Annotated in this window: 26 protein-coding genes; 19 read left to right on the plus strand and 7 right to left on the minus strand. The window is 70.4% G+C overall.

Annotated features, from left to right (window positions below):
• Positions 1–7 precede the first annotated feature (7 nt).
• The 3 genes from AB0K05_RS12695 (at position 8) to AB0K05_RS12705 (ending at position 1,270) form a co-directional block, all read left to right on the plus strand.
• Positions 8–463 (plus strand): hypothetical protein, encoded by a 456-nt coding sequence (locus AB0K05_RS12695; RefSeq protein WP_364228964.1) that lies wholly within the window; start codon positions 8–10, stop codon positions 461–463.
• Positions 460–921 (plus strand): DUF2690 domain-containing protein, encoded by a 462-nt coding sequence (locus AB0K05_RS12700; RefSeq protein ID WP_148035715.1) that lies wholly within the window; start codon positions 460–462, stop codon positions 919–921. Before AB0K05_RS12695 ends, AB0K05_RS12700 begins: the two co-directional genes overlap by 4 nt.
• A gap of 124 nt (positions 922–1,045) precedes the next feature.
• Positions 1,046–1,270 (plus strand): hypothetical protein, encoded by a 225-nt coding sequence (locus tag AB0K05_RS12705; RefSeq protein WP_364228966.1) that lies wholly within the window; start codon positions 1,046–1,048, stop codon positions 1,268–1,270.
• Positions 1,271–1,288: 18 nt separating this feature from the next.
• Here the strand turns inward: AB0K05_RS12705 and AB0K05_RS12710 are convergent, their stop codons facing one another.
• Positions 1,289–1,954 carry a TetR/AcrR family transcriptional regulator gene (locus tag AB0K05_RS12710; protein WP_364228968.1) on the minus strand — a complete coding sequence of 222 codons (666 nt, stop codon included), beginning with the start codon at positions 1,952–1,954 and terminating at the stop codon, positions 1,289–1,291.
• Between the two features lie 146 nt (positions 1,955–2,100).
• Between AB0K05_RS12710 and AB0K05_RS12715 the strand changes: the two genes are divergently transcribed.
• From AB0K05_RS12715 to AB0K05_RS12745, 7 genes are read left to right on the plus strand one after another with little or no spacing between them, the layout of a single operon-like run.
• Complete coding sequence (locus AB0K05_RS12715; protein WP_364228970.1) at positions 2,101–4,329, plus strand: AMP-binding protein; 2,229 nt, start codon at positions 2,101–2,103, stop codon at positions 4,327–4,329.
• 24 nt (positions 4,330–4,353) lie between these two features.
• On the plus strand, positions 4,354–5,514 hold the full coding sequence (locus AB0K05_RS12720; protein WP_148035713.1) for a substrate-binding domain-containing protein: 1,161 nt from the start codon (positions 4,354–4,356) through the stop codon (positions 5,512–5,514).
• A gap of 4 nt (positions 5,515–5,518) precedes the next feature.
• A complete protein-coding gene (locus tag AB0K05_RS12725) occupies positions 5,519–6,322 on the plus strand; it encodes an ABC transporter ATP-binding protein (RefSeq protein ID WP_364228973.1) in 804 nt (267 codons plus the stop codon).
• Entirely contained in the window at positions 6,319–7,032 is a 714-nt protein-coding gene (locus tag AB0K05_RS12730; protein WP_148035712.1) for an ABC transporter ATP-binding protein, read from the plus strand. The genes AB0K05_RS12725 and AB0K05_RS12730 overlap by 4 nt, the downstream gene beginning before the upstream one ends.
• Before the next feature lie 37 nt (positions 7,033–7,069).
• Positions 7,070–7,936: a branched-chain amino acid ABC transporter permease gene (locus tag AB0K05_RS12735; protein ID WP_364228974.1), complete on the plus strand. Its 867-nt coding sequence runs from the start codon at positions 7,070–7,072 to the stop codon at positions 7,934–7,936.
• On the plus strand, positions 7,933–8,988 hold the full coding sequence (locus AB0K05_RS12740; RefSeq protein WP_148035710.1) for a branched-chain amino acid ABC transporter permease: 1,056 nt from the start codon (positions 7,933–7,935) through the stop codon (positions 8,986–8,988). The genes AB0K05_RS12735 and AB0K05_RS12740 overlap by 4 nt, the downstream gene beginning before the upstream one ends.
• On the plus strand, positions 8,985–10,016 hold the full coding sequence (locus AB0K05_RS12745) for a 3-oxoacyl-ACP synthase (protein WP_271279287.1): 1,032 nt from the start codon (positions 8,985–8,987) through the stop codon (positions 10,014–10,016). Before AB0K05_RS12740 ends, AB0K05_RS12745 begins: the two co-directional genes overlap by 4 nt.
• Here AB0K05_RS12745 and AB0K05_RS12750 read toward each other — a convergent pair.
• Together AB0K05_RS12750 and AB0K05_RS12755 are read right to left on the minus strand one after the other, a co-directional pair.
• On the minus strand, positions 10,006–10,383 hold the full coding sequence (locus AB0K05_RS12750; RefSeq protein WP_148035708.1) for a hypothetical protein: 378 nt from the start codon (positions 10,381–10,383) through the stop codon (positions 10,006–10,008). The genes AB0K05_RS12745 and AB0K05_RS12750 overlap by 11 nt on opposite strands.
• A 42-nt stretch (positions 10,384–10,425) precedes the next feature.
• Positions 10,426–11,205 (minus strand): FHA domain-containing protein, encoded by a 780-nt coding sequence (locus tag AB0K05_RS12755; RefSeq protein WP_364228976.1) that lies wholly within the window; start codon positions 11,203–11,205, stop codon positions 10,426–10,428.
• Positions 11,206–11,354: 149 nt separating this feature from the next.
• Here AB0K05_RS12755 and AB0K05_RS12760 point away from each other — a divergent pair, with 149 nt between their 5' ends.
• The 5 genes from AB0K05_RS12760 to AB0K05_RS12780 all read left to right on the plus strand — a co-directional run bounded on the left by AB0K05_RS12760 (position 11,355) and on the right by AB0K05_RS12780 (position 17,098).
• Positions 11,355–13,283: a serine/threonine-protein kinase gene (locus AB0K05_RS12760; protein WP_364228978.1), complete on the plus strand. Its 1,929-nt coding sequence runs from the start codon at positions 11,355–11,357 to the stop codon at positions 13,281–13,283.
• A 303-nt stretch (positions 13,284–13,586) separates the two neighbouring features.
• Positions 13,587–14,717 (plus strand): hypothetical protein, encoded by a 1,131-nt coding sequence (locus AB0K05_RS12765; RefSeq protein WP_364228980.1) that lies wholly within the window; start codon positions 13,587–13,589, stop codon positions 14,715–14,717.
• Positions 14,718–14,781: 64 nt separating this feature from the next.
• Positions 14,782–15,333, plus strand: coding sequence for a sigma-70 family RNA polymerase sigma factor (locus AB0K05_RS12770; protein WP_187281533.1), 552 nt, complete (start codon positions 14,782–14,784; stop codon positions 15,331–15,333).
• Between the two features lie 17 nt (positions 15,334–15,350).
• Positions 15,351–16,559 carry a CU044_5270 family protein gene (locus AB0K05_RS12775; protein WP_364228982.1) on the plus strand — a complete coding sequence of 403 codons (1,209 nt, stop codon included), beginning with the start codon at positions 15,351–15,353 and terminating at the stop codon, positions 16,557–16,559.
• Positions 16,560–16,633: 74 nt separating this feature from the next.
• On the plus strand, positions 16,634–17,098 hold the full coding sequence (locus tag AB0K05_RS12780; protein WP_271279282.1) for a DUF3592 domain-containing protein: 465 nt from the start codon (positions 16,634–16,636) through the stop codon (positions 17,096–17,098).
• Between the two features lie 311 nt (positions 17,099–17,409).
• On the opposite strand, the gene AB0K05_RS12785 is transcribed toward AB0K05_RS12780, so the two are convergent.
• Positions 17,410–18,084, minus strand: a complete 675-nt coding sequence (locus tag AB0K05_RS12785) for a metalloregulator ArsR/SmtB family transcription factor (RefSeq protein WP_271279281.1) — start codon at positions 18,082–18,084, stop codon at positions 17,410–17,412.
• Between the two features lie 63 nt (positions 18,085–18,147).
• Between AB0K05_RS12785 and AB0K05_RS12790 the strand changes: the two genes are divergently transcribed.
• Together AB0K05_RS12790 and AB0K05_RS12795 are read left to right on the plus strand one after the other, a co-directional pair.
• Positions 18,148–19,380, plus strand: coding sequence for an MBL fold metallo-hydrolase (locus AB0K05_RS12790; RefSeq protein WP_271279280.1), 1,233 nt, complete (start codon positions 18,148–18,150; stop codon positions 19,378–19,380).
• Between the two features lie 20 nt (positions 19,381–19,400).
• Positions 19,401–20,630 carry an MFS transporter gene (locus AB0K05_RS12795; protein ID WP_271279279.1) on the plus strand — a complete coding sequence of 410 codons (1,230 nt, stop codon included), beginning with the start codon at positions 19,401–19,403 and terminating at the stop codon, positions 20,628–20,630.
• An 18-nt stretch (positions 20,631–20,648) separates the two neighbouring features.
• Here the strand turns inward: AB0K05_RS12795 and AB0K05_RS12800 are convergent, their stop codons facing one another.
• Positions 20,649–21,242 (minus strand): class I SAM-dependent methyltransferase, encoded by a 594-nt coding sequence (locus AB0K05_RS12800; RefSeq protein ID WP_345483130.1) that lies wholly within the window; start codon positions 21,240–21,242, stop codon positions 20,649–20,651.
• 5 nt (positions 21,243–21,247) lie between these two features.
• The gene (locus AB0K05_RS12805; protein ID WP_271280141.1) at positions 21,248–22,432 is read right to left on the minus strand and encodes a cytochrome P450; all 1,185 of its coding nucleotides are present in this window, start codon (positions 22,430–22,432) and stop codon (positions 21,248–21,250) included.
• A gap of 87 nt (positions 22,433–22,519) precedes the next feature.
• Here AB0K05_RS12805 and AB0K05_RS12810 point away from each other — a divergent pair, with 87 nt between their 5' ends.
• Positions 22,520–23,110 (plus strand): helix-turn-helix domain-containing protein, encoded by a 591-nt coding sequence (locus tag AB0K05_RS12810; protein ID WP_364228986.1) that lies wholly within the window; start codon positions 22,520–22,522, stop codon positions 23,108–23,110.
• Here AB0K05_RS12810 and AB0K05_RS12815 read toward each other — a convergent pair.
• Positions 23,095–23,505, minus strand: coding sequence for a hypothetical protein (locus tag AB0K05_RS12815; RefSeq protein ID WP_364228988.1), 411 nt, complete (start codon positions 23,503–23,505; stop codon positions 23,095–23,097). The genes AB0K05_RS12810 and AB0K05_RS12815 overlap by 16 nt on opposite strands.
• A 16-nt stretch (positions 23,506–23,521) precedes the next feature.
• Between AB0K05_RS12815 and AB0K05_RS12820 the strand changes: the two genes are divergently transcribed.
• Entirely contained in the window at positions 23,522–24,226 is a 705-nt protein-coding gene (locus AB0K05_RS12820; protein WP_364228990.1) for a TNT domain-containing protein, read from the plus strand.
• The last annotated feature ends 30 nt before the right edge of the window (positions 24,227–24,256 follow it).

A 24,256-nucleotide genomic window follows, 5' to 3' on the forward strand; every position in this document is an offset into this window, starting at 1 on the left:
AGACACCATGCCCACCGGCACCACGATCGCACGCACGCTCGCCGCGGTGGCGTTGGCGTGCACGACCCTCGCCGTCACCGGCGGACCATCGGGCGCCACGACGGCGCTGTCCTGCAAGGGAGCCACCTGCGTCGGCAAGAACCCGGCCACCTACGGCTGCGACGACGACGCCGAGCGCATGGCCATCGCCTCGACCGGCGACTGGAGCAAGAGCGTCCGCCTGATGAGGTCCGCCAAGTGCTCCGCCTACTGGGCCGTCGGGGTCGACGAGAGCTCGTGCTGCGGCTCCTCGGTGGTGAAGGCCGTCCGGCAGATCAAGACCACGTACGGCTGGTACAACCAGCGGGTCCAGACCGTCAGCCACTCCAACGGCGCCGGCACGAAGTGGACCCCGATGAACCAGAACACCAGTGGCGACCGCCACCAGGCCTGCTACTACGTCTGCACCTCTTGGAAGTCATGATGAAGCTGCTCACACTCGGCCGCGCCGCACTCGCGACGGCCCTCGCCGTCACCGCGCTCGGCGGCGTCGCCGCCACCTCCGCCCAGGCCGCCGCAGGTTGTTCCGGGGCGTCCTGCGTGGGCAAGAACCCCTCCACGATGGGCTGCACCGCGGACCAGACCATCCTGGAACGCGTACGGATCGACTCCTATCTGGAGTTCCAGCTCGTCCACTCGGCGGCGTGCGCGGCCCGATGGGGAGCCTTCAAGGTCAGCACCACCGGCTCCGCGGGCAAGGTGACGTTGACCGAGACGAGGCAGGTGAAGACGCCGTACGGCTGGTACAAGAACGGCGAGGAATGGGTCGTGGCGGACCTGTCCAAGAAGGGCACCACCCGCACCGAGATGAACCGCAACACCGGCGACGACCGGCACCGAGTCTGCGCGAGCGGGTTCGGCTGCACCAGTTGGAGATCGTGAAGCCGGCCATGAGTAACTGATCGGAAGCGGGCCGCCCCCGGGCCGGGGGCGGCCCGCCGCCGGTCCCGTGGCTAGGATCGGCCGAGGGCGTCGCCGAGCCGGATTCGGGGGAAGGCGAGCGGACATGACCGGATCGTGGGGATGGGACCTGCTGATCGGGATCGTGGTCGCGCTCCTGGTCGCCTGGCTGGCGCTGATCGCCACACTGGCGATCGTCGTCGTCACCATGGTGCTGCGCTCGGTGGTCCGCCGCGCCGGCCTGGAGGCGGTCCGCCGGCACTGGCCGGGCACCGACGACGGCCTCGCGGCCCTGACCCGCTTGACCGGCCTGGACAAGCCACGCGCCTAGCGCGCCATGCGGGGTCGCTCATCGCGGGATCGGTTCGGAGGGGGTGCCGAGGCCGCGGGTGATGAAGGCGTACATCTCCGCGAAGACGTCCTCCGGGACCCGCTTGGGCTCCGGGCCGTCCCACAGGATCCAGCGCATGCCGATCAGCTCGCCCACGCCCATCAGCGCCCAGGCCAGGACCTCGGGATCGGCGCGGACGACCTCGCCGGTGTCCATCGCGTGACGGAGCCCTTCCATGTAGCCTTCGGCGATCTTCGCGTAGTGCTGGTGCATCGCGTCGGGGGAGACGAACTCGGCCTGCCGGATGATCCGGTAGAGAGCGGGGTGCTCGGCGGTGAACCGGAAGTATCCGCCGAAGCCCAGCCGCTCACGCTCGGCACGGCTGTGGCCCTGCGCGGCCGCTTCGGACATCGCGTGCCTGACCCGGCGGTTGAGATCGGCGACCAGCTCGTCGAAGATCTGCTGCTTGCCCTCGAAGTAGATGTAGAAGGTGCCCTGTGACACCCCGGCCGCCTCGGTGATTTTCACGATGGAGGCGTCGTAGTAGCCGAGCGCGGCGAAGACCTGCTCCGCCGCGTCGAGCAGCTTTCTGCGTGTGCGCTCCCCGCGCTTGGACAGTGGCGTGCCACGCGCGCTCGTGAGGATCTCGGGGGAAGCGGTCACGTCGGTCTCGGTGTCCGTCATGGTCTCAACATATTAGCTGAATCATCTCTCATGTAGCTATTGACCCGTACGAGGGACAACCCTAGCTTGTACGTGAATCACGTCTCATGTTGGGAGCCGGAGGGTCTCTCCGCGAGCTGAGCGATGCGATTCACGAGGGAGCGGATGTGAAAGTGCCCGATGTGCTCGGCGCCCGCGCCGAGCTGAGCCCCGGCGCGACCGCGCTGGTCGACACGCTCAGCGGGCGTGAGTTCGACTACGCCACGGCCTCCGACCGCGCCGGCCGGATGGCTCGGCACCTGCGTGACGGGCTCGGCGTGCGGCCCGGCGACCGGGTGGCCGTGCTGAGCGGCAACCGGGTCGAGGTGATCGAGCTGCTGATCGCCTGCGGGCGGATCGGCGCGCTGCTGGTCCCGCTGAACTGGCGGCTGTCGGTGCCCGAGCTGGCCGGCATCCTGGACGACTGCGGTGCCGCCGTGGTGCTCTGCGACGACGCCCGTGCGGAGGCGGCCGAGCGGCTCGACGCCAAGGCCGTACGGCTCGGCGCCTCGTACGAGCGGGCCCTCGCCGACGTGGAGCCGCTGTCCGGGCGGTCCTGGAACGACGAGCACGATCCGTGGTACCTGCTCTACACCTCCGGCACCACCGGCCGTCCCAAGGGCGTCATCCAGACCTTCGGCATGGCCGTGGCCAACCATCTCAACATCGGCACCGCCATCGGCCTGACCTCGGCCGACACCACGCTGAACGTGCTGCCGACCTTCCACACCGGCGGCATCAACCTCTACACGCTGCCCACGCTGCTGGCCGGCGGCGCCGCGATCGTGCAGCACGAGTTCGACCCGGCGCTCGCGCTGCGGCTGCTGGCCGAGCGCGGCACCGCCTTCTTCGGCGTGCCCACCATGTACCAGCTCCTGCGCGACCACCCGGACTTCGCCGCCACCGACCTGTCCGGCGTGCGGTCCTGGGCCTGCGGGGGCGCGGCCCTGCCGGTGCCGCTGCTGCGCGAGCTCGCCGGCCTGGGCATCGTGGTACGGCAGGGCATGGGCATGACCGAGACCGGCCCCACCCTGTTCCTCATCGACGAGGCCCACGCCCTGTCAAAGGCGGGCTCGGTGGGCAAACCGCAGCTGTTCGCCGAGGTGAAGCTGATCGACCAGGACGGCCACGCCGCGGACGAGGGCGAGCTGCTGATCCGCGGCCCGGGCATCACCCCCGGCTACTGGAACCAGCCCGAGGTCACCGCCGCCGCCTTCACCGAGGACGGCTGGCTGCGCTCCGGCGATGTCGCCCGGCGGGACGCGGACGGCTATTACACGATCGTCGACCGGGTCAAGGACATGTACATCTCGGGCGGCGAGAACGTCTACCCGGCCGAGGTCGAGCGCGTCCTGTTCGACCATCCCGCGGTGGCGGAGGCCGCCGTGGTGGGCGTGCCGGACGCGCGCTGGGGCGAGACCGGCAAGGCCCACCTCGTCCTCAGGCAGGGAGCGGAGATCGAGCCCGACGAGGTCCGCGCGTTCTGCCGCGAACGGCTGGCCGGCTACAAGGTGCCCGCGTACGTCGAGGTGGTCGAGGCCCTGCCGCGCAACGCCGCCGGCAAGATACTCAAGGACCGGCTGCGGGTCGTCACCTGGAGCGAGACGTTCACCGTCGGCCAGCGGGACTTCGACCGGTTCGCCGCGCTGACCGGGGACGACAACCCCCTCCACGTGGACCCCGGCCACGCCGCGACGACCCGGTTCGGCGGCACCGTCGCCCACGGCATGCTCCTGTTCGCCCTGATCCGCACCGCCGTGCGCCGCCATCACCCCGGGGCCGAACTGCTCACGCAGCGCCTGACGTTCCCCGCGCCGACGCGGGCCGGGGAACGGGTCACGGTCACCGCCCGCGCGTCGGCCGACGAGCTGGACCTCACCGTGACCCGGGCCGACGGCACGACCGTCTGCGAGGCCGTAACGACCATCGGGAAGCGACCGGCCGTCCCGGAGACCCGGCCCGCGCCGGCGGGAACGGTCCGGAACGCGTCGGCGGACCCGGACCAGGCGGTCGGACGCCGCGCCCACCTGGAGCGGACCTTCACCGAGGAGGATCTCGCCGGATACCGGAGTCTGACCGGGGACACCACCGAGGACACCGTGCCCGAGCCGTTGGTCGCGGGGCTGTTCTCCGCGCTGCTCGGCACCGACCTGCCGGGCAACGGAACCATGTATCTCAAGCAGGAGCTGCGCTTCGACGGCCATGCCAGGCCGGGCGACGCCCTGCGAGCCGAAGTGACCATCAGCGCCGTCCGTCCGGAGAAGGCGCTGGTCGATCTGCGCACCGTCGCGACGATCGGAACGCGCGTGGTGTGCCAGGGCGAGGCGCTCGTCATGGCCCGCCAGTTCGCCCTCTAACCCCCCCTTGAAGAGGAGATCTCCATGAAGCGATCCGGCATCGCGGTAGCCGCGTTACTCGTCCTCGGCCTCACGGCCTGCGGAGGCGCCACCTCGGGCGCCGGCCCGGCGGAAGGGGCGGTGAAGGTCGGGCTCGTGACCTCCACCAGCGGGCTGGTCGCCGGCTACGGCCAGCAGTTCACCGAGGGATTCAAGGCCGGGTTGGACTATGCCACCAAGGGCACCGGCAAGGTCGGTGACACGGCCGTCGAGGTGACCTACCACGACGACGCCAGCGATCCGGCCAAGGCCACCGCCGTCGCCACCGACCTGATCGGCAAGGGCTACAAGATCCTCGCGGGTACGGTCTCCTCCGGCGTGGCCATGCAGCTCGCCCCGCTGGCCGCGCAGAACAAGGTCCTCTACATCAGCGGCGCGGCCGCCGCCGACACCGTCACCGGCATCAACGCCTACACCTTCCGCTCCGGCCGCCAGACCTGGCAGGACGTGCGGGTGGCCGAGGCGGTGGTGGACGGCGTGCAGGGCAAGAAGGTCGTCGTCTTCGCCCAGGACTACGCCTTCGGCCAGGCCAACGTGGCCGCCGTTCAGGCCGTGCTCGGCGAGGCGGGCGGCGCGACCGTCACCCCGGTGCTGGTGCCGCTGAAGACGGCCGACTTCACCCCGTTCGCCCGGCAGATCGTGGACGCCAAGCCCGACCTGCTCTTCGTCGCCTGGGCCGGTGACACCGCGGCGAACATGTGGCAGACCCTCGCCCAGCAGGACGTCTTCCAGCACACCAAGGTGGTGACGGGCCTGGCGGACCGTGCCACGTTCAGCTCCTTCGGCCCCGCCGGAGACAAGATCAATTTCTTGGCCCACTACTTCGCCGAGGCCACCGACAACGAGCCCGCCAAGGCCATGGCGACCACGCTCGGCAAGAAGCCGGACATCTTCCACACCGACGGGTTCACCGCCGCCCAGATGCTGGTACGCGCCATCGAACAGGGTGACGACGTCGACAAGATGATCAGCGGTCTCGAAGGCTGGACGTTCCTCGGGCCCAAGGGTGAGATGACCGTCCGCGCCGAGGACCACGCGCTGCTCCAGCCGATGTTCCAGGCCACCCTGTCCGGAGACGTGCCGCAGCTCACCGGAACGCTCCAGCCGGACCAGGCGGCCCCGCCCACCACCCCGATCAAGCGCTAGCCCGGTGAACACCGATAAGACGAGGGGAGCGCGGCCCGGGACCGCGCTCCCCGACGGGCAACCCATTCTCGAGACCCGGGAGCTCGGCGTCGCGATCGGCGGGGTCCAGATCCTCAGCAACGTCTCCCTGTCGGTGCGGCGCGGCGAGATCATGGCCGTGCTGGGGCCGAACGGCGCCGGCAAGACGACCCTCTTCAACATGCTCACCGGCCTGCGCCGGCCGACCAGCGGGCGCATCCACCTGCAGGGCCGGGACATCACGGACGAACCCGTCTTCCGCCGGGCGCGGCTCGGCCTGGCCAGAAGCTTCCAGATCACCAGCCTGTTCCCGTCGCTGACCGTACTGGAGAACGTACGGCTGGCCGCGCAGGCACACCTCGGCGGGAGCCTCGCCCTGTGGCGGCGCGTCCGCCGTACCGACCCCGCCCTCGACCAGGCCCGCGCGGCTCTGCGGACGGTCGGCATCGCCGATCACGCCGACGACCCGGCCGCGGCCCTGTCCCACGGCGGCAAACGCAAGCTGGAGGTGGCCCTCGCCATCGTCGGCAATCCCGCCGTACTGATCCTCGACGAGCCCACGGCCGGCATGAGCGCCGAGGACGTGCCGGAACTGACCGAAGTGATCAGGCAGGTGCGCGACACCCACGGCACCACCATCGTGCTCGTCGAGCACCGGATGGACGTCGCGATCGCCCTGGCGGACCGGATGGCCGTGATGCACCACGGCACCCTGCTCGCCTGTGACACGCCCGACAACGTGATGGCCGACCAGGTCGTGCAGTCGGCCTATCTCGGGGAGGCGCTTTGAGCACGCCGGACACGATCCTCTCCGTCTCCGGCCTCGACGTCCATCTCGGCGAGTCGCACGTGCTCCAGGGCGTGTCGTTCGAGGTCCGCTCGGGTGGCGTCACGGCGTTGCTCGGCCGCAACGGCGTCGGCAAGACGACCACCCTGCGCGGTCTGCTCGGGCTGGTCCAGCGCCGGGGCGAGATCCTGCTGGAGGGCAGGGACATCTCCCGCCTGCACACCCACGAGGTGGTCCGGCTGGGAGTCGGCTACGTGCCGGAGAACCGGGACGTCTTCGCCGGCCTCACCGTGCAGGAGAACCTGCGCCTGGCCGAGCGTCCCGGCGGCCCGCACCACTACGACCTGGTCTACGAGCTCTTCCCGCGGCTGCGTGAACGGCTGCGCCAGCGGGCCGGGACGATGTCCGGCGGCGAGCAGCAGATGCTGGCCCTGGCCCGCGCCCTGCTCAACGACAACCGCCTCCTGCTGATCGACGAACCCAGCCAGGGCCTGGCCCCGCACCTGGTGACCCACCTGGCCGACGCCCTCACGCGCGTCGCCACCCTGGTCACCGTCGTGCTGGTCGAGCAGAACCTGAACCTGGTCCGCCGCCTGGCCAGGGACGCGGTGATCCTCGACCAGGGCCGCGTCGTCTGGACCGGCGACGTGGGCCGGCTGCTCAACGACGACGAACGAACACGCGACTACCTCGGAGTGGGGGTGGCACGATGACCGGCCGCCGGGCCGCCTGCCGTACCGGAGCGCGGGCATGAGCACCTTCATCCTCTTGACGATCACCGGGCTCGGCCTGGCGGCGCTCTACTTCCTCGTCGCGTCCGGGCTGTCGCTGATCTACGGGCTCATGGACGTGCTGAACTTCGCGCACGGCGCGTTCCTCACCATGGGCGGCTACGCCGCGTGGCTCGTCGTGGACGCCACCGGAAGCTTCACCCTCGGCGTGCTGGCCGCGATCGTGGTCTGCACCGCGCTGGCGGCGCTGATGGAGACGACGCTGCTGCGCCGGCTGTACGGATCGCACGTGCCGCAGGTGCTGCTGACCGTCGGACTGCTGCTGGCGATCACCGCGCTGATCCGGTCGGTCTTCGGATCCGACGCCCACCCGATCGCGACCCCGGCCTGGATGAACGACGTGACCGAGGTCTTCGGCGCCCCGATCCCCAACAACCGGTTCCTGCTGATCCTCGTGGCCGTGGCCGTGTACCTGGCGATGTCGGCCTTCCTGGCCAGGACCCGGTACGGGCTGATCATCCGGGCCGGGGTGGAGAACCGGGCCATGGTGACCGCGCTCGGCATCGACGTACGCCGGGCGTTCACCCTGGTCTTCGCCATCGGCGGAGCGCTCGCCGCCCTGGCCGGCGCGCTCACCGGGGCGATCAACAACGCGGTCTCGCCGGAGCAGGGCATCAGCCTGCTGATCTACGCCTTCATCGTGGTGATCATCGGGGGTCTCGGCTCGTTCCGCGGCTCCGCCCTGGCCGCCGTCCTGGTCGGCCTGCTCCAGCAGTACGCCAACTTCTACGGACTGGTCGGCGCCGGTGACCTGATCGTCGTCCTCATGCTCGCCGCCATCCTCCTCATCCGCCCCCAGGGCCTGCTCGGAAGGGTCGCCACATGACCGACCAGATGACCCGCCCCGGGGCGGTGGCCACGGCGCGCATCCTGGGTGGCCCGCGCCCGTGGGTCAGACCGGTCTCGCTGGCACTGCTCCTGCTGATGGCCGCGCTGCCCGCCCTCGACGTCCAGATCCCCCTGCTCTTCGACGGGACGCTCGCCAGCCCCGGCGTGCTGCACCTGCTGTCCCTGATGTGCGTGATGGCCGCCATCGCGATCACCTACGACCTGCTGTTCGGCTTCACCGGCCTGCTCTCCTTCGGCCACGGGCTGTACGTCGCGATCGGCATGTACACCACCGCGGTGGTGCTGACCAACACCGGCCTGGGCCTCGGCGGCGCCCTCGGCTACGTGGTGGTGCTCGGCGTGGCCGTGCCGCTGGTGCTCGGCGCCGTCGTCCTGCGGGTGGGCGGCATCGCCTTCACCATGGCGACCCTGGCCTTCGCCCAGGCCGGGGCGATCTTCGTGGTGCGGGACCCGTTCCGGGTGACGGGCGGCGAACTCGGCCTCGCGCTCCCGTACGAGCAACTGCCCGACGTGCTGGTCGGCGTGGTCAACGCCAAGTACCGCTACTGGCTGGCGCTGGCGCTGCTGGTGCTGACCGTCGTGGTGGTGCGCTGGGCGCTGGCCTCGCGGCCGGGCCGGGTGTGGCGGGCGATCCGCGACAACGAGACCCGCGTCACCGTGCTGGGCCTGCGCTCCTACGCGTTCAAGCTGATGGCCTTCACCCTGTCGTCGTTCCTGGCGACCCTGGGCGGCATGGTCTACGCGCTGATCGTCGGCGGCGCCCACGCGGAGGTGACCGACTCCACCTTCACGCTCGGGCTGCTGGTCATGGTCGTGCTCGGCGGATCCGGCCGGCTGTCCGGCGCGCTCATCGGCGGCCTCGTCTACACCTACCTGAGCCACCGGCTGGGAGATCTGTCGACCACGGTCAGCGGGCCGCTCAGCGAGCCGATGTTCGTCCTCGGCGTGCTCTTCGTCGCTCTGATCATGTTCCTGCCGGGAGGCATCGTCTCCCTGGTCCGCCGTACCGAGTCCCGAGGAGAAGCGTGAGCGTGCGCATCGCCGGAACCGCGAGTTACCTGCCACGCCACCGGATGACCGCGACCGAGATCTCGGCCCTGAGCGGGATCCCGGAGGACGTGATCGTCGAGCGGTTCGGGCTGAGCGGCAAGCACATCGCGCCACCCGGCGAACACGTCACCGACATGGCGGCGAAGGCGGGCGCCCAGGTGCTGGCCGAGACCGGGACCGACCCCGCCGACGTGGACGCGGTCGTCTACTTCGGCTCGACCTGGAAGGACCACGCCGTCTGGCAGGCCGCGCCGCGGATCGCCCACCTGCTCGGCACGCACCGCGCCTTCGCCCTTGAGCTCGACTACGTCTCCTGCGGCACCCCGGTGGCCTTCCGGGTCTGCCGGGACCTGATGGTCGCCGAGCCGCACCTCAGGCGGGTGCTCGCGGTCGCGGCCAGCCGGGAGTCGTACCTGCTCGACTACACCAACAACCGCTCCCGCTTCGCCTTCAACTTCGGGGACGGCGCCGCCGCGGCGCTGCTCACCCGTGACGGCGGTGTCGCCGAACTGCTCGAAAGCGAGATGATCACCGACGGTTCCTTCTCCCACCAGGTACGGGTCCCCGCCGGGGGCAGCGTCGAGCCCGCCAGCGAGCACACGGTCAGGAACGGCCGGCACCTGATCGACGTGTCCGACCCGGCCTCGATGAAGGAGGGCCTGGACCGGGTCTCGCTGCCCAACTTCGTGCGGGTGGCCGAAGGGGCGCTCAAGCGATCCGGCCTCGGGCTGCACGACGTCGCCCAGCTGTGCGTCCTGCACATGAAACGCTCGATGCACGACGGCCTGCTCGCCGCCCTGGGACTGCCCGCCGACCGCGCCCTCTATCTGGACGACACCGGACACATGAGCGGCGTGGACCCGCTCCTCGCCCTGGACCGCGCGGCGCGCACGGGCAGGCTCAACCCGGACGACATCGTGCTGCTGCTGGCCGCCGGCACCGGCTACACCTGGGCCGCCACCGCGCTGCGCTGGAACCGTCGGGGGCCGGTCGGCGTCAACCGGTGAAGCGGATCGTCGCCCCTCGGTCGGTGACCGACAGCACGCGGAACGAAAGGCCGCCGACGGATCCCCGGCCGCCTTCCCCGAGGTTGACGCCGCCGCCGGTCGTCAACACCCGGCCGTTGACCCGGCGTACGGAGGTCGTCCGCACGGCCACCGTTTCGGCGTCCACCTTGGAGACGCGGATCTTGCGGGAGCCGTACGTGGCGGAGACCCGGAAGCTCACCGGCTTGGTGAAGGTGAACGTGCACTTCCCGTCGTAGCAGCTCCGCAGGTTCGGCTTGGCCGCGGCGTCGGCCGGCTGCGCGGCGAGGGCCGGCGCCACGGCGAGTGCGCACGCGAGGGCGATGGCGGTGATGGAGAACCGTTTCATGGTCTGTTCCTACAGGCCGCCGTCCGGGAGGGGTCCCGGGCTTCACGGGATGGGATCGACCGTGCCGGGAGGCGGGCCGGCCGGTTCGTCGAGGAGCCGGAGGTCGGAGGGGCCGATCGTGGCGGAGACCAGCAGGGCCATGATCAGGTTGTGGTTGAGCGTGTTGCCCAGCGGCGGCGGGATCTCCTCTTCCAGCAGCCCGGGCACCTTGGCGCTGAGCCGCTTACGCGTCTGGGTGACGATGTGGGCGGCCCGCTTCGCGGTCCACTTGTCCGCGGGGCGGAGGCGGCCGAGCTCGTCGGCGACCTGGGCCCAGGTCAACGGCTGGGGCCAGGGCTCGGGCCGGAGATATCGCTGGCCCAGGCAGACCAGGACCAGGCGTTCGACGGTGCTGAGTGGCCATCCGTTCGGGTCGCGGGTGTCGGCCTCCTGGGGGACCCGCGTCGCCGGGTGCGATGTCATGACGATCCGTGTTTCGAACAGGTGCTCCTGCCGGGGCGCGACGATGAACAGCGGTGTGTGGGCCACCGGCAGCGGCGCGCGGTGTCCGGTGAGCACCAGCCGCCCGCCCGGAAGGCGGATGGGCAGGTTGCCGAGGTTGCACAGGACCCACCGCGCGTTCTCGTAGGTGATGAATCCGTGCTGCCGGCTGACGTACGGGTCGTCCAGGCCCACACAGACGTGGACATCCGGCTCGCAGCGCCCGAACACCACGTCGAACCCGGCATCCGGCGCGACACGGATCCCGCCGTTGGTCCCCCGGACGTACAGGCTGCCCGGCACGTCCGCCGGAAGTCCGCCGGAGACGGACTCCTTCGGCAAGAGGTCCACCTTGCTGCGGGGGCCGTGTTTCGCCGATGCCATGCCGCTAACCTTTCACGAGCCCGGCAGACCTGACAGAGGGAAGTTCGGGTACATTCGCCGCTCGGTAAGGCTATGGTAGATCCACTCCGAAGGATCACAATTACCACATGGTTGATTACATGCCGCTGACTTCCGGCGACCCCGAGGAGTTGGGCGGTCTCAAACTCCTCGGCAGGCTGGGCCAAGGCGGGCAGGGTGTCGTCTACCTCGCCATGACTCCGATGAACGCGCGCGTGGCCGTCAAATGGCTGCACCCGTCCGACGAGGAGAGCATGGCGCGCTTCATGCAGGAGGCGACGCTCTCCCGGCGGGTGGCGACGTTCTGCACCGCGGCTGTGCTCAGCACGGGTGTCGAGCAGGGCCGGCCGTACATCGTCAGCGAGTACGTCGAGGGCCGCTCGCTGGAGCGGATCGTCAGGGAGGACGGCCCGCTCTCCGGCGGTGACCTGGAGCGGCTGGCCATCGGCACCGCCACCGCGCTCGCCGCGATCCACGATGCCGGCGTGGTGCACCGGGATTTCAAACCCGGCAACGTCATCATGGGCGCCGACGGCCCGCGCGTGATCGACTTCGGCATCGCGCGCACGCTCGGCCCGGCCACCATGACGAGCAGCACGCAGATCGGGACCCCCGCGTACATGGCTCCCGAGCAGATCAGGGGGCTCGGGCTCGGATCGGCGGCCGACCTGTTCTCCTGGGCCGGCACGATCGTCTTCGCGTCCTGCGGGCGGGCGCCGTTCGGCAACGACGGGACGCACGCCGTGATGAACCGCGTGCTCACGGGTGAGCCCGATCTGGGCGCGCTCGACGAACGGCTGGGCGAGCTGGTGCGGCAGTGCCTGGCCAAGGAGCCGGAGAGCCGGCCGACGGCCATGGACGTGATCACGCGCCTGCTGCGCAATCCGGAGCTCGGCGCGGACCCGCTCGTGGAGGGAACCAGGCAGGCCGCCCCGGACGGCGCTCCGCCCACTGACGGTGGCAGGACGTCGCGCAGGCCGTTCGTCGTCGCCGCCGCGGCCCTGGTCGCCGCGGCCGCCGTGGTGGCCGCGACAGTGCTGGTCGGCTCGCTGCGGACGGGCACGCCCACACCCCCACCGACCGCGGCGGAGTCCACGGCGGCGCCGTCGCCGACCACGCTGCCGGGCGGGCCGATCACGCTCAACGAGAGCCCGTCCGACCCGATCACCCTGACGTCGTACGAGGCCTACGACAAGAAACTCGACGACGACGTCAACTATGCCAGGCAGTCGCTGCGCGGGAAGTTCGACAGGTATCCGGGCAACCTGGAGTCGCGAGTGTCCCCCGACGGCCGCTATCTCGTGGGAAGGCCGGACGACTACACCTCGGACGGGTACGACTCGATCCTCATCACCGATCGGCAGGCGGGCTCCAGTTTCCGGGTCAAAACCGTACGGAAACCATTGGACACCAGCATCCGAGCCTGGTCGAAGGACAGTTCCAAGGTCCTCCTGAACCTCAACAGGAAGCAGGGCAAGGACGTCTGGACCACCCTGGGCTTCGCCGTCGTCGACGTGGCCGGGAACGACGTGGCCCAGAGCAAGGTCCGGGTGGTCGACGTGGCCGACGAGTCGATCCGTGACAGCGACTTCGGCTGGGACGGCGCCGATCAGGGCGTCGTCATCGTCTACGGCGAGGACGAGGGGTTGCGCTTCTTCGACGCCGCCGGCAGACGCACGCGCGACCTGCCGGGCGTGGGGCCGCTGGCCTCCGGCACCGTCGACCTCTTCTCGCCCTCGGGCAGGGTGTTCGTGACCGACTGCCCGGGTGACGACGAAAGCGACCACTGCCTCTGGGACGCCGCCACCGGCAAGCAGGTGCACAGGTTCTCCTCTGACTGCGACAAGGTCCTCGGCTGGTACGACGAGTCGCATCTCTACTGCTGGGAGAACGACAACGGCGCCCATGACGAGGTGCGCGTGGTGGCTTTCGACGGCAAACTGCTGCGAAGGCTGCTGGAGTCCCCGGACGAGGCCGAACTCGCCCCGTTCTTCACGATCAACCCCACCGGTTCATGAGGCATCACACGCCGGGACCCCTCCCGAAGGAGCCTGCATAGGCTCATCCTGCCGAGCGGAAGGGCGGACATGATGAGCGTGGTGCCACGGAGACGCCGGCGCACGGTGCTGGCGCTCGGGACAGGACTGATCGTCAGCGTGGGGTGCGGCGCCGGTGGTCCTCCAGCGGCGGCGCCCTCCTCTCCTCCGCCTTCGCCTCGTCCTTCGCCTGCGCCGGCCCGGGCGCTGGTCGGCTGGGCGGAGACGATGTGCCTCACCACCCAGCAGGTGGACGGCCCGTTACGGGAGGGGCACGAGGAGGACATGGAGGGCTTCGAGGCCGAGTGGTACCTCAGCAGCGTGAGCTCCACGGTCGGCGACGCGATCCAGGCGGTCGAGTCCGTGTCCCCGTCAGGCAACGGTGCGGCGGACGCGGAATCCGCGCGGCTGCTGAAAGTGCTCAAGGAGATACAGGGGCAACTGCCCGAGGACAGCGACGCGATCACGAAGGCCGCGGACAAGAAGAAGCTGTCCACGGCCGAGCGGCTGGCCGCGGCGGTGGGCGCGATCCCCCCGCAAGCGACGATTCTCACTCAGGTGGTCAAGAGCGATCAGGCGTTGGCCGTCTCCCATGACCTCGCGCCAGGTTGCACACCGTTGACGCCGTCCACCCCGTCGAAGGCGAACGTCTCCGCGCCGACCCGGGCGCTGGTCGGCTGGGCCGCCAGAATGTGCCCCCTCAGGGATTCCATGACGTCCCTGAGGGCGGATCCGTTCGACGATCCGCTGACAGAGGATCCGAGATTCGCCCCGTTCCTCGGGTCACGATTGGCGGAGTACATCTCCTCCGCCGGGACGCGTCTGGACCGGATGCGGGACGCGCTCGCCGAAGTCCCCGCCACCGGCATCCCGGCCGTGGACGAGTACCGCGCGAGCCTGGCCTCCGGAGTCAAGAAAGCGCGCGCGAAACTACCCGAAGGGGACCGGTTCTTCCTGATGCAGCTCCCCGTCAGTCAGCTGAAGAAGCAGGTCAGGCAGGTGTCCAGGGCGACGGCCGGGCTGGAGTCCGCGGCGGATCTGCCCGATCTGGTCGCCGGTCATCCGGAACTCCTCGCCTCTTACGATCTGGCTCCTCAGTGCGAGCCGCTGACCTCGTCCCGTGAACCCGGCGCCACTCCTCTGCCGTCCGCCGAGGACGGCGGAGACCTCGCCGCCTGCCGGGACGGCACGTGCCAGATCAAGGTGTCCAAGCCGGTCGTGGTCTCCGTCAATGGCGGAAGATACCTGCTCTCCGCCGCGGACAACGGACTGTCGATCGTCCGGGATACCGGCTACATGGTCATCGGCGCGGGAGGCACCGGCCGTTTCGGCATGAACGGCGGGAAGACCACCGAGTTCCGCGTCAAGGCGCACAGCCCGGACGGCGCCGTTCTCGACATCTCCACGAGCGAATGATCAGGCGGCTGGAACAAGTCCGGGCCCGGCGGTAATCGAGCGGCGGCCGGCGGGACTACTGGGTGTGGACGATCCCGAAGAACGATTCACCCTGCTGTACGACCGGTACTACCGGAACGTGCTGGGCTATGTGCTGCTCCGCGTCGAACAGGGCGTGGCCGAGGACGTGTGCAGCGAGACGTTCCTCGTGGCCTGGCGGCGGCTCGACGAGTTGCCCGAGCAGGTGCTGCCGTGGCTGCTCGGCGTCGCCCGCAACAAGCTCGCCAAGCAGCGTGACGTGCGGTACCGGCGCGAGGACCTGGTCGAGCGGATCGCCAAGCTGACCAGTGAGCAGGAGCACGTCGCCTGGGATGTCGCCGAGCACGTGGTGGACCGGGAGCAGGCCATCTCCGCCTTGCGCGCCCTTCCCGAGAAGGACGTGGAGGCGATGATCCTGGCCACCTGGTACGGCCTGACGCCCGACCAGGCCGCGACGGTCATGGGCTGCTCGGCGCGAGCGTTCAACGTCCGGCTGCACCGGGCGCGCAAGCGGCTCGACAGCAGGCTGCGCCAGGAAATGGGAGCCGCGCGACGGCCGATGCGACAGACGCGCGGCCACTTCGCCGAGGAGAGCTGACACCCGTGGGGGAAGACATGACCGACCGTATGTTCGCCCGGCTCAGGCCCGATGAGCTGGACGAACTCGCCGAGGCGAGCTACCGGCGGCGCCGCCGCGAGGACCTCGCCCGAACGTTCAGCAGCACCCGGAACCCGGCACCCGCGCCGAGACGTCCTCTGTTCCTCTTGGCCACCGGCGCGGTCGCCGCGGTCGCCGCCGGAGCGGTCGTCGTCTCCACCGGCGTGCTGTCCGGCACGCCCGCCGGCGACACCCCGCCGGTCGCGGCTTCGAGCACCCCGCAGAGCACGACCGGCGGCACGGGGGCGTCGCCGGCCACCCGGATCGACGCCCGATCCTTCCTGCTCGCCGCCGCGGCCACCGCACTGCGCGAGCCCGCCGCGACCGGCGACTACTGGTACGTGCGACAGCGTACGACCCATCCCACCGCCCACCTGCCGGAGGAGTTCTGGACCGAGGCGCGGAAGCTCCAGCTCCAGGAACAGGCGGAGGTCGACAGGACCGGCGCCGAGGACGACGAGCTGGTGGCGATCAACGAGAAGTACAACAAGAAGCTGGAGAACCTGCGCAAGAGCATCCAGCCCGACGGGCCCCCGTACCGGGCGTACATCGTCGAGTCCGAGGAACGGTGGCGGCCGAAGCGGCTCGGCGGCACCCACCGCGTGAAGAGCAGCGATCGCGAGGTCGTCTTCCCCTCACCGCAGGACGAGGCCAAGTGGAAGGAGGAGGGCTCACCGAAACTGGCGGAGGACAAGCCCAAGAGCGTCGACGACAACCTTCCGCGGCCCCTGTCGATCCCCAACATGGACATCACCATGCAGAACGTCGGCGACCTGCCCACGTCGAAGAAGGCGCTGGCCGGCCGCCTGCGCGCCCAGTTCGCGAAACTGCCGGACCCCCACAAGGAGTTCGACCTCTACCTGTGGCAGACCACCGTCGACCTGATGACCGCCCCGACCACTCCCGGCACCCGGGCGGCCATCTTCCGTATCCTCGCCGACCAGCCCGGCATCACCTCCCACGGCGAGGTCGAGGACGCCACCGGGCGCGCGGGGGTCGGCCTGGCGGTCGAGAGCGACGACGGGTACGAGTTCCAGTTGGTCGTCGACGAGGACACGGCGGAACTGCTGGAGTACTCGGTGGCCGAGAAGGACGAGGACACGGTCCGTGTCACCTTCGAGGAGTTCGGCTGGACCGACAAGCTGGGCCGGCGCCCGCAACGCTAGCCGGCCATGTGGCGCTGCCCGACTGCGACAACAGGGGGCAGCGCGCCCGGCACCGGTATTGGCACACTCGTCCCATGCACAACGGACGGCTCTTCACTCTCGTCGGCGGAATCTTCGGCCTGATCGGTCTGGTCCTGCTCTGCGTCACCATCGCGCTGGCCGCCTCCACGGCGAGCTTCCTGGCCTCGGCCCAGCGAACGGACGGGACCGTGGTGGAGCTGACCGCACGGACCAGCACGACCCGGAACTCCGACGGTTACATCCGCCGCAGCACCACCTGGTTTCCGACCGTGGAGTTCACGGTCGACGGCAGGCAGTACTCGTTCCAGAGCTCCACGGGCAGCAACCCACCGGCCTACGCGGAGGGCGAGAGCGTGCCCGTCGCCTACGACCCGGCCGACCCGTCCGACGCGCGGATCTCCTCGTTCTGGTCGGCGTTCCTGGCCCCGCTGATCACCGGCGCACTGGGCCTGGTGTTCACCCCGGTCGGCACGCTCTTGTTCCTCAAGGGCCGGCGTCTCACCCGGCGACGCTCCTGACCGTGGGGCTGTGGCCGACCGCCACGGGGCATGCGGCTCGGTACGGCGGGCGTCGGCGCGGACGCTGATGGCGTAGGCGGGACGACCGCGGCTGGTGAGAGCGCCGAGGTAGCGATGACCGGTCAAGTGGCACCAGGCAGGCAGATCGATCGGGGCGGCCGGGTCGGTGGCGATCAGGTGGACGACGCGGCCCGAGGGCAGGCCGGCCACCAGGCGGCTCAGCTCGATCAGCAGGTGGACGCAGCGGCGGTCACCGCCGTCCAGCACCACCGGGGCGGCGTTCGCGTGCTCGTGCGGTCCGGGCGCTTCGCTCATGTCAGCTCCCCGGCGTCGACGGGCATCTCGGCCAGCCGCCATTCGAGCATGCCGTCGGCCAGGCGGACCGCGTGCCGTCCGCGGTCGGTCAGCAGGCGGACTGCGTCGTAGGCGAACACGCAGTATTCGCCGCGGCAATAAACGACGATCTCGCAGCCCTCGGGCAGCTCGTTCATCCGGTCGGCCAGTTCGGCGACGGGGATGGAGACGGCCCCGGGGATGTGGCCGGCCAGGTATTCCTCCACCGGCCGGACATCGAGCACCACGACGCCTCCTGCCTGGAGGCGGGCGCGCAGCTCCGCGCGAGTGACCTCCGCCGCACCGTCCCGGCCGAGGTAGGCGTCCCGGGTCGGGGGGACGGCGGCCTGATGGTTCTCGGCGACCTTGCGCAGCAGCGCGAACAACCGGGCGACGTCGTCGCCGGCGAGCCGGTAGTGGATACGCACGCCGTCGCGACGGGTGGCGACGAATCCGGCCTGCTTGAGCGTCTGCAGGTGGGCCGAGGCGGTGGTCAGGTTCAGCCCGGCGGCCTTGGCCAGGGCCTCCACGGTGCGTTCTCCCTGGGCGAGCAGGTCGAGCAGTTCCAGCCGTTTTCCGCTGGCCAGCGCCTTGCCGCTGGCCGCGAACGCGTCATACAGCCGAGCCTTGGCCTGGGCCGGGGTTGCGTCCATCGTCCACTCCTCCATTAATCTATGGAATACGGTACAACAGGTCAATGGGCCATGGAGGACATCGTGGGTCTCACCGAAGATCATTTGATACCACTGGTGGACCACGGGCTGGGCAACAGCGCCTACCTGGTCGACCTGGGCGACGGGCGCGCGCTGGCCGTGGACGCCTGTCGTGACCTGCGCGCGCTGTATGCCGCGGCCCGTCGGCGCGACCTGACGGTCGCCTTCGCGGCCGATACGCACCTGCATGCCGACTTCCTGTCCGGCGCCGTACAACTCGGCCATGATGCCGGTGCCATCGTGCTGGCCTCGGCCTCAGGGCAGCGCGCGTTCCCGCACCGTGGCCTGGCTGACGGTGACGAGGTCGATCTGGGCGGGTTGCGGTTGCGTGCCCTGGCCACGCCCGGCCACACCGACGAGCACCTGTCGTTCCTGCTCCTGGACGGCGGCCAGGAGCTCGGCGTGTTCACCGGCGGGTCGCTGATCGTGAACTCCGCCGCCCGCACCGACCTGCTGGGCGCCGACCGCACCGAGGAACTGGCGCGCGCCCAGTACCACTCGATGCGGCGGCTGGCGGCTCTGCCGGAGGCGACCGCGGTATGGCTCACCCACGGCGCGGGCTCGTTCTGCTCGGCCCCGCCCGGCACCGAGCGCACCACCACCATCGGCGCCCAGAAACGCACCAACCCGCTGCTGGCCGCGCCCGACGAGAACACCTTCGTCAAGCGACTGCTGGCCGGCCGCCCCGCCGCCGAGTTCGCGGCAGGTCACATCCCCGGATCGCTGTCCATCCCGCTGCGCGAGCAGTTCGCCACCTGGCTGGGCTGGCTGCTGCCCGACACCGCGCCCCTGGCCTTCGTCATCGATGACGGACAGGACCCCGCCGAGGTCGTCTGGCAGGCATACAAGATCGGCTACGAGCGGCTGGCCGGACACCTCAGCGGCGGCCTGCCCGCCTGGCTGGAGGCAGGCGGGCAGGCCGTCGGCACCGCGTTCGTCACCGCCGACCAGGCGCCGGACGGCCCTTACCTCGATGTCCGGCAGGAGGCCGAGTACGCCGCCGGGCACGTGCCCGGTGCCCTGCACCTCGAACTCGGCGAACTCGCCGAGCACGCCGCGGACGCCCCGGCCGGCGCGGTGGTGGCCTGCGGGCACGGCGAGCGCGCCATGACGGCCGCGAGCCTGCTGGAACGAGCCGGCCACACCGGTGTGACCGTCCTGGACGGAGGCCCGGCCGAGTATGCCGCCGCCCACGGCCTGCGGCTCGACACCGTTGACGCCGCCGGTGCTCGGTGAGCACCGGCACCATCCCCCCAGTGCGGCTCGGGCTGGCCGAGAACTGGTTGCAGTTCACCCTGCTCGTGATCGTCAACGTCTGCGTCGGCGGGCTGGTCGGGCTGGAGCGCACCACCGTGCCACTGATCGGCACCGAGGTTTTCGGCCTGACCAGTGACCTGGCGGTGTTCTCCTTCATCATCGCCTTCGGCCTGACCAAGGCGGCCACGAACCTGGCCGCCGGTGCGCTGACCGCGCGCTTCTCCCGCAAACAACTCCTGGTCGCCGGATGGCTGATCGGCACGCCGGTGCCGTTCATGCTGGCGTGGGGGCCGTCGTGGTGGTGGATCGTGGCGGCGAACCTGCTGCTCGGCCTCAACCAGGGACTGGCCTGGTCGATGACGGTCAACATGAAGATCGACCTGGTCGGCCCGGCCCGCCGCGGCCTGGCCACCGGGCTGAACGAGGCCGCCGGCTACACCGCGGTCGGCGTCACCGCGCTGCTGACCGGCTACCTGGCCACCGTCTACGGGCTGCGTCCGGCACCCGAGCTGATCGGCGTCGTCTTCGTCGTCGCCGGCCTGGCGTTGTCGGTGGTCGTCCGCGACACCGCCGCGCACGTCGCCCTGGAGCTCGCTCAGCACCCCAAGCCGCTGCCGGACGGAGAGCGCATCGGGCCGGTCGCCACGTTCGCCCGCACCTCCTGGCGCGAGCGCTCGCTGCGCGGCGCCAGCCAGGCCGGGCTGGTCAACAACCTCAACGACGGCCTGACCTGGGGCGTGTTCCCGCTGCTGTTCACCGAGCACGGTCTCGGCCTGGCCGCCGTCGGCCTGATCAAGGGCCTGTATCCGATCCTGTGGGGCCTCGGCCAGATACCCACCGGACATCTGGCCGACCGCATCGGCCGCAAACCCCTCATCGTGTCCGGCATGCTCGTCCAGGCGGCTGGGTTCGTCCTCGCCCTGGTCCTGCTCGAACGTCCCTTGCTGGCCGGGATCCTGTCCGCTGTCGCGCTCGGGCTGGGCACCGCCATGGTCTACCCGGCGCTGATCGCCTCCGTCTCCGACCACGCCCATCCCGCCTGGCGCGCCAATGCCCTGGGCACCTACCGGTTCTGGCGCGACATCGGCTACGCCGCCGGCGCCCTGCTCGCCGGCCTCCTGGCCGACGCCTTCGGCCTGAACGCCACCGTCATCGCCGCCGCCATCCTCACCGCCGCCTCCGGCCTGCTCGCCGCCCGCTGGATCACTGAAGCTCGCCCGTACCGATGACGACCTTGCGCACACCGCTCACTCATCGCCCGCCCGCACGGCCGTACCGAGGAGGTGGAAGGAGAACGGAGTACGCGCCGGAGGGAACAGGAAACGATCCAGACGATCGACGCGGAACCCGGCCCGCCGGATCGCGGCCTCGGCGTCCCGGCCAAGATGGCAGCCGCCGACCATGAGCGGCCAGATGGTGGCATCCAGCACGTCCTGCACCCTGGCCAGGCCGGACGTGCCGGCGCGCTCATGCTCCAGGAAACGCAACTGCCCGCCGGGCTTGAGCACCCGCCGCGCCTCGGTCAGCGCCGCACCGACGTCGGGCAGCGAGCACAGCACCATGCAGAACACCACGCCGTCCACACTCGCGTCGGCCACCGGCAGGTGCCCGGCGACGCCGGGCACCACGTCCACGGGGACGGCCGTCTCGGCAGCGGCGGCCCGCTCGCGCAGGCGCGGCTCCGGCTCCACCGCCACCACCCGCGTCACCTCGGCCGGGTAGTGCGTGAAGTTGACGCCGTGCCCGGCGCCGACCTCGACCACCTCGCCGCCGAGGCCGGCCAGCAGCTCGCGGCGGCGTTCGGTCATGCCGCGCTCGTCCATGGCCTTCGCCGCGCTCATGCCGGTCACCAGGCCACCGGCAGAGCGGTCAGCCCGCCGGTCAGCGTGCGGGTGTCGAAGGTCAGCTCCGCCACCGGGCAGCCCAGCTCCAGGGTGGGGAAGCGAGCGGCGAGCTGGGAGAAGACCACCTGCAGCTCGATCCGGGCGAGCGGCGCGCCGACGCAGTAGCGGGCGCCGTGGCCGAAGGTCAGGTGCGGCACCGCGGGCCGGTGGAGATCGAACCGGTCAGGGTCGGCGAAGACAGCAGGGTCGTGGTTGGCCGCGCCGGTGTCCAGCAGCACCAGGTCCCCGGCCCGGACGTGGACGCCGGAGATGTCCAGGTCCTCCCGGGCGTAGCGGGGGATGCCGCCGCCGCCGAGGTTCGGGGCGCGCAGGATCTCCTCCACCGCGGCGTCGATCCGGGACGGGTCATCTACCAGGGCCCGCCACTGGCCGGGCGTGGACAGCATCCACAGCACGCCCCGGCCGATCGCGGTGACCGTGGTCTCGTGCCCGGCGAACAGCAGGAACATGCCCATCGCGGCGGCCTCGTCGTCGCTCACCCCGTCGGTGGCGGCCAGCCGGGAGATCACGTCCGCGTCCGCATCACCGGTGGCGCGCTTGCGGGCCACCAACTGCCGCCCGTAGGTGAACAACGAGCCCAGCCCCTGAGCCGAGCGGGCCCGGTCGGTGATGTCAGCGGCTTCCTGCGTCCAGCCGCGAAACTGCTCGCGCTCTTCGTACGGGACGCCGAGCAGCTCACAGATGACCGTGATCGGCAGCGGCAGCGCCAGCGCGGCGTGCAGGTCGGCGGGCGGCCCGGCGGCGGCCAGCTCGTCGAGCAGCCGGGTGGTGAGCGTCTCGACTCGGCCGCGCAGTGCGCGCATCCGCCTGGGCGAGAAGTGCGGCTGCAGCAGCGAGCGCATCCTGCGGTGGTCGGCCTGCTCGGTGTCGAAGCCGCCGAGGGGGCCGCCGAACAGCTCTGATTCGCCGGTGCGGGAGGCGTGTTCGGGCTCGGGGTGGGCACGGCCCAGTCGGGGGTCGTCCAGCAGGGCGCGTACCTCCTCGTACCCGGTCACCTGCCAGCCGGGGTCGCCGACGGCGGTGCGGATGGCGTGGATGGGGCCCGAGGCCTGCAGCCGGCGCAGCAGCGGCGGCGGTCGTAGAGGGCCGGGCTGGTCGTAGGGGAGCTGAGCGGGGGCGGACGACATGACTCCTCCATGAGGTAAACGCAGCTTTGTATACTCCGGTGTCTATTAAGCTAGATGTATACTCTGCCTTATACAAGTGGAGGTGGGATGAGCGACCATGACGCCGGGCCGGCTCGGCCGGTGCGCAGGTTGCGCCGCGCGGAGCGGCGTGAGCAGATCCTGGACGCGGCCACCCGCGCCTTCGCTCGCGCCGGATATGTCGCCACCGGCCTGGACGACATCGCCGCCGAGGCCGAGCTGACCCGGGCGATGCTGTATCGGCACTTCGACTCCAAGGCCGACCTCTATCGGGCCGTGCTGGACCGCGCGTGCGCGCGACTGGCCGAGGCCACCGGCGCCGACCACTTCGACGAAAGCTCCATCCCCGCCCTGCTGCGCGCCGCCGAGGCGGACCCCGACGGATTCCGGCTGCTGTTCCGCCACGCCGCCCGCGAGCCCGACTTCCGCGAGCTGATCGACACCATCCAGGCCGCCTCCCGCGAGATCGCCCACCGCAACCTCGCCCGAGCTATCCCCGCGGGGCCGTGGCTCGACTGGGCAGCGAACCTGATCCCTGCCTTCACCCTGGAAGCCGTCATCACCTGGCTCGACGCCGGCCGCCCGGACCCCGACCAGGCCGCCGCCCGCATCAGCCAGGCCGTGCACGGCATCATGGCCGCCGCTCAATCCGGCCGCTGAATTTCGGAGAATGCCGGCCGGATCCTTGAGTTCGCAGCCTGGCCGGTGCATATCAAGACATTGCAGACAAACCATCGCATGTCGAGAATTTCTTTATATGGCAGTCTTGTCGCTTTTATCGGATCATTCTTTGCCTTTCTCATGATGCTGCCCGAGATTGTGATTCCGACGATGGCGGGAATGTAGAAGCCGATCACTATATGCGGACAGCCGAAGACCGCCGTAGCAGTCAGCCAAACAGAAATGAGCTGTGCCGCGCCGCGATCCGGTGCGTCGTCGATTCGCTGGTGATCAGTTCTCATTCGTTCGCCATCCAGGATCGACGGGAAAGTCATGCGGTACAACCGACGGGGCGCCATGCTGGCCGCCGCGATATGCACGATGTTGGGCGCCATGGGCGGAATGGGCGGCGTGGCAGCGCACGCCGAGAGCGCCGTCCAGTCCGAGACCCGGCTGGTCCGCCCGTCGCCGCCCCCGGGCAAGGACGATTCCCGTCCCCCGGCCGGCCATCGGGTCTGCGGACCTCCTTACATCACCGGCGACCCCGACCTCGGGCCGACCGTCCTGCCGAGGACCGGTCATCTGGGCGCGATCCTGCGCGGCTACGTGCCGCTGGGCGAGCTTTCCCCGCAGCATTTCCTCTCGCGCTACTGGGACTACACCACGAACAACTACCGCTTCCCGCCTGACGCCGGCTTCGGCCGTTCCGGCGATTTCCCGAACGGCCGGCTGCTGCGTAAGACGACCTTCCTGCAGGCCGGCATGAAACTCGACCGGTTCGGCGGCTATTCGGGGTCGTTCCTGGCGCCGATGGGCGACCTGTACATCAGGCGAGGGCTGCCGCCGCGTAACCTGAACACCAACCCCGATGACCCCCAGCACCTGTGCAACTATCACGCGTTCCGAGTTCGCAAGTCGTTCCGCGTCGAGGTGGGCCCGGCCGCGCCCGCGTTCCAGATGCCGGGCGGCGGCACGCAATACCACGTGATCAGCAGATACTTCCCCGAACTCCCGGAGACGGACGACGAGGTCCCGGTGAGCTGGCTGCTGGCGAACAAATACCTGAAGGAGATCACACCGGTCACGTCCGCCCAGCTTTTGATCGACGGCAAGTGAACCGTCCAGGGCCCCGCCGCCCTGGCCGAG

The organism is Nonomuraea sp. NPDC049486 (assembly GCF_040676925.1).
In the GTDB taxonomy this organism is placed as follows: domain Bacteria; phylum Actinomycetota; class Actinomycetes; order Streptosporangiales; family Streptosporangiaceae; genus Nonomuraea; species Nonomuraea ferruginea.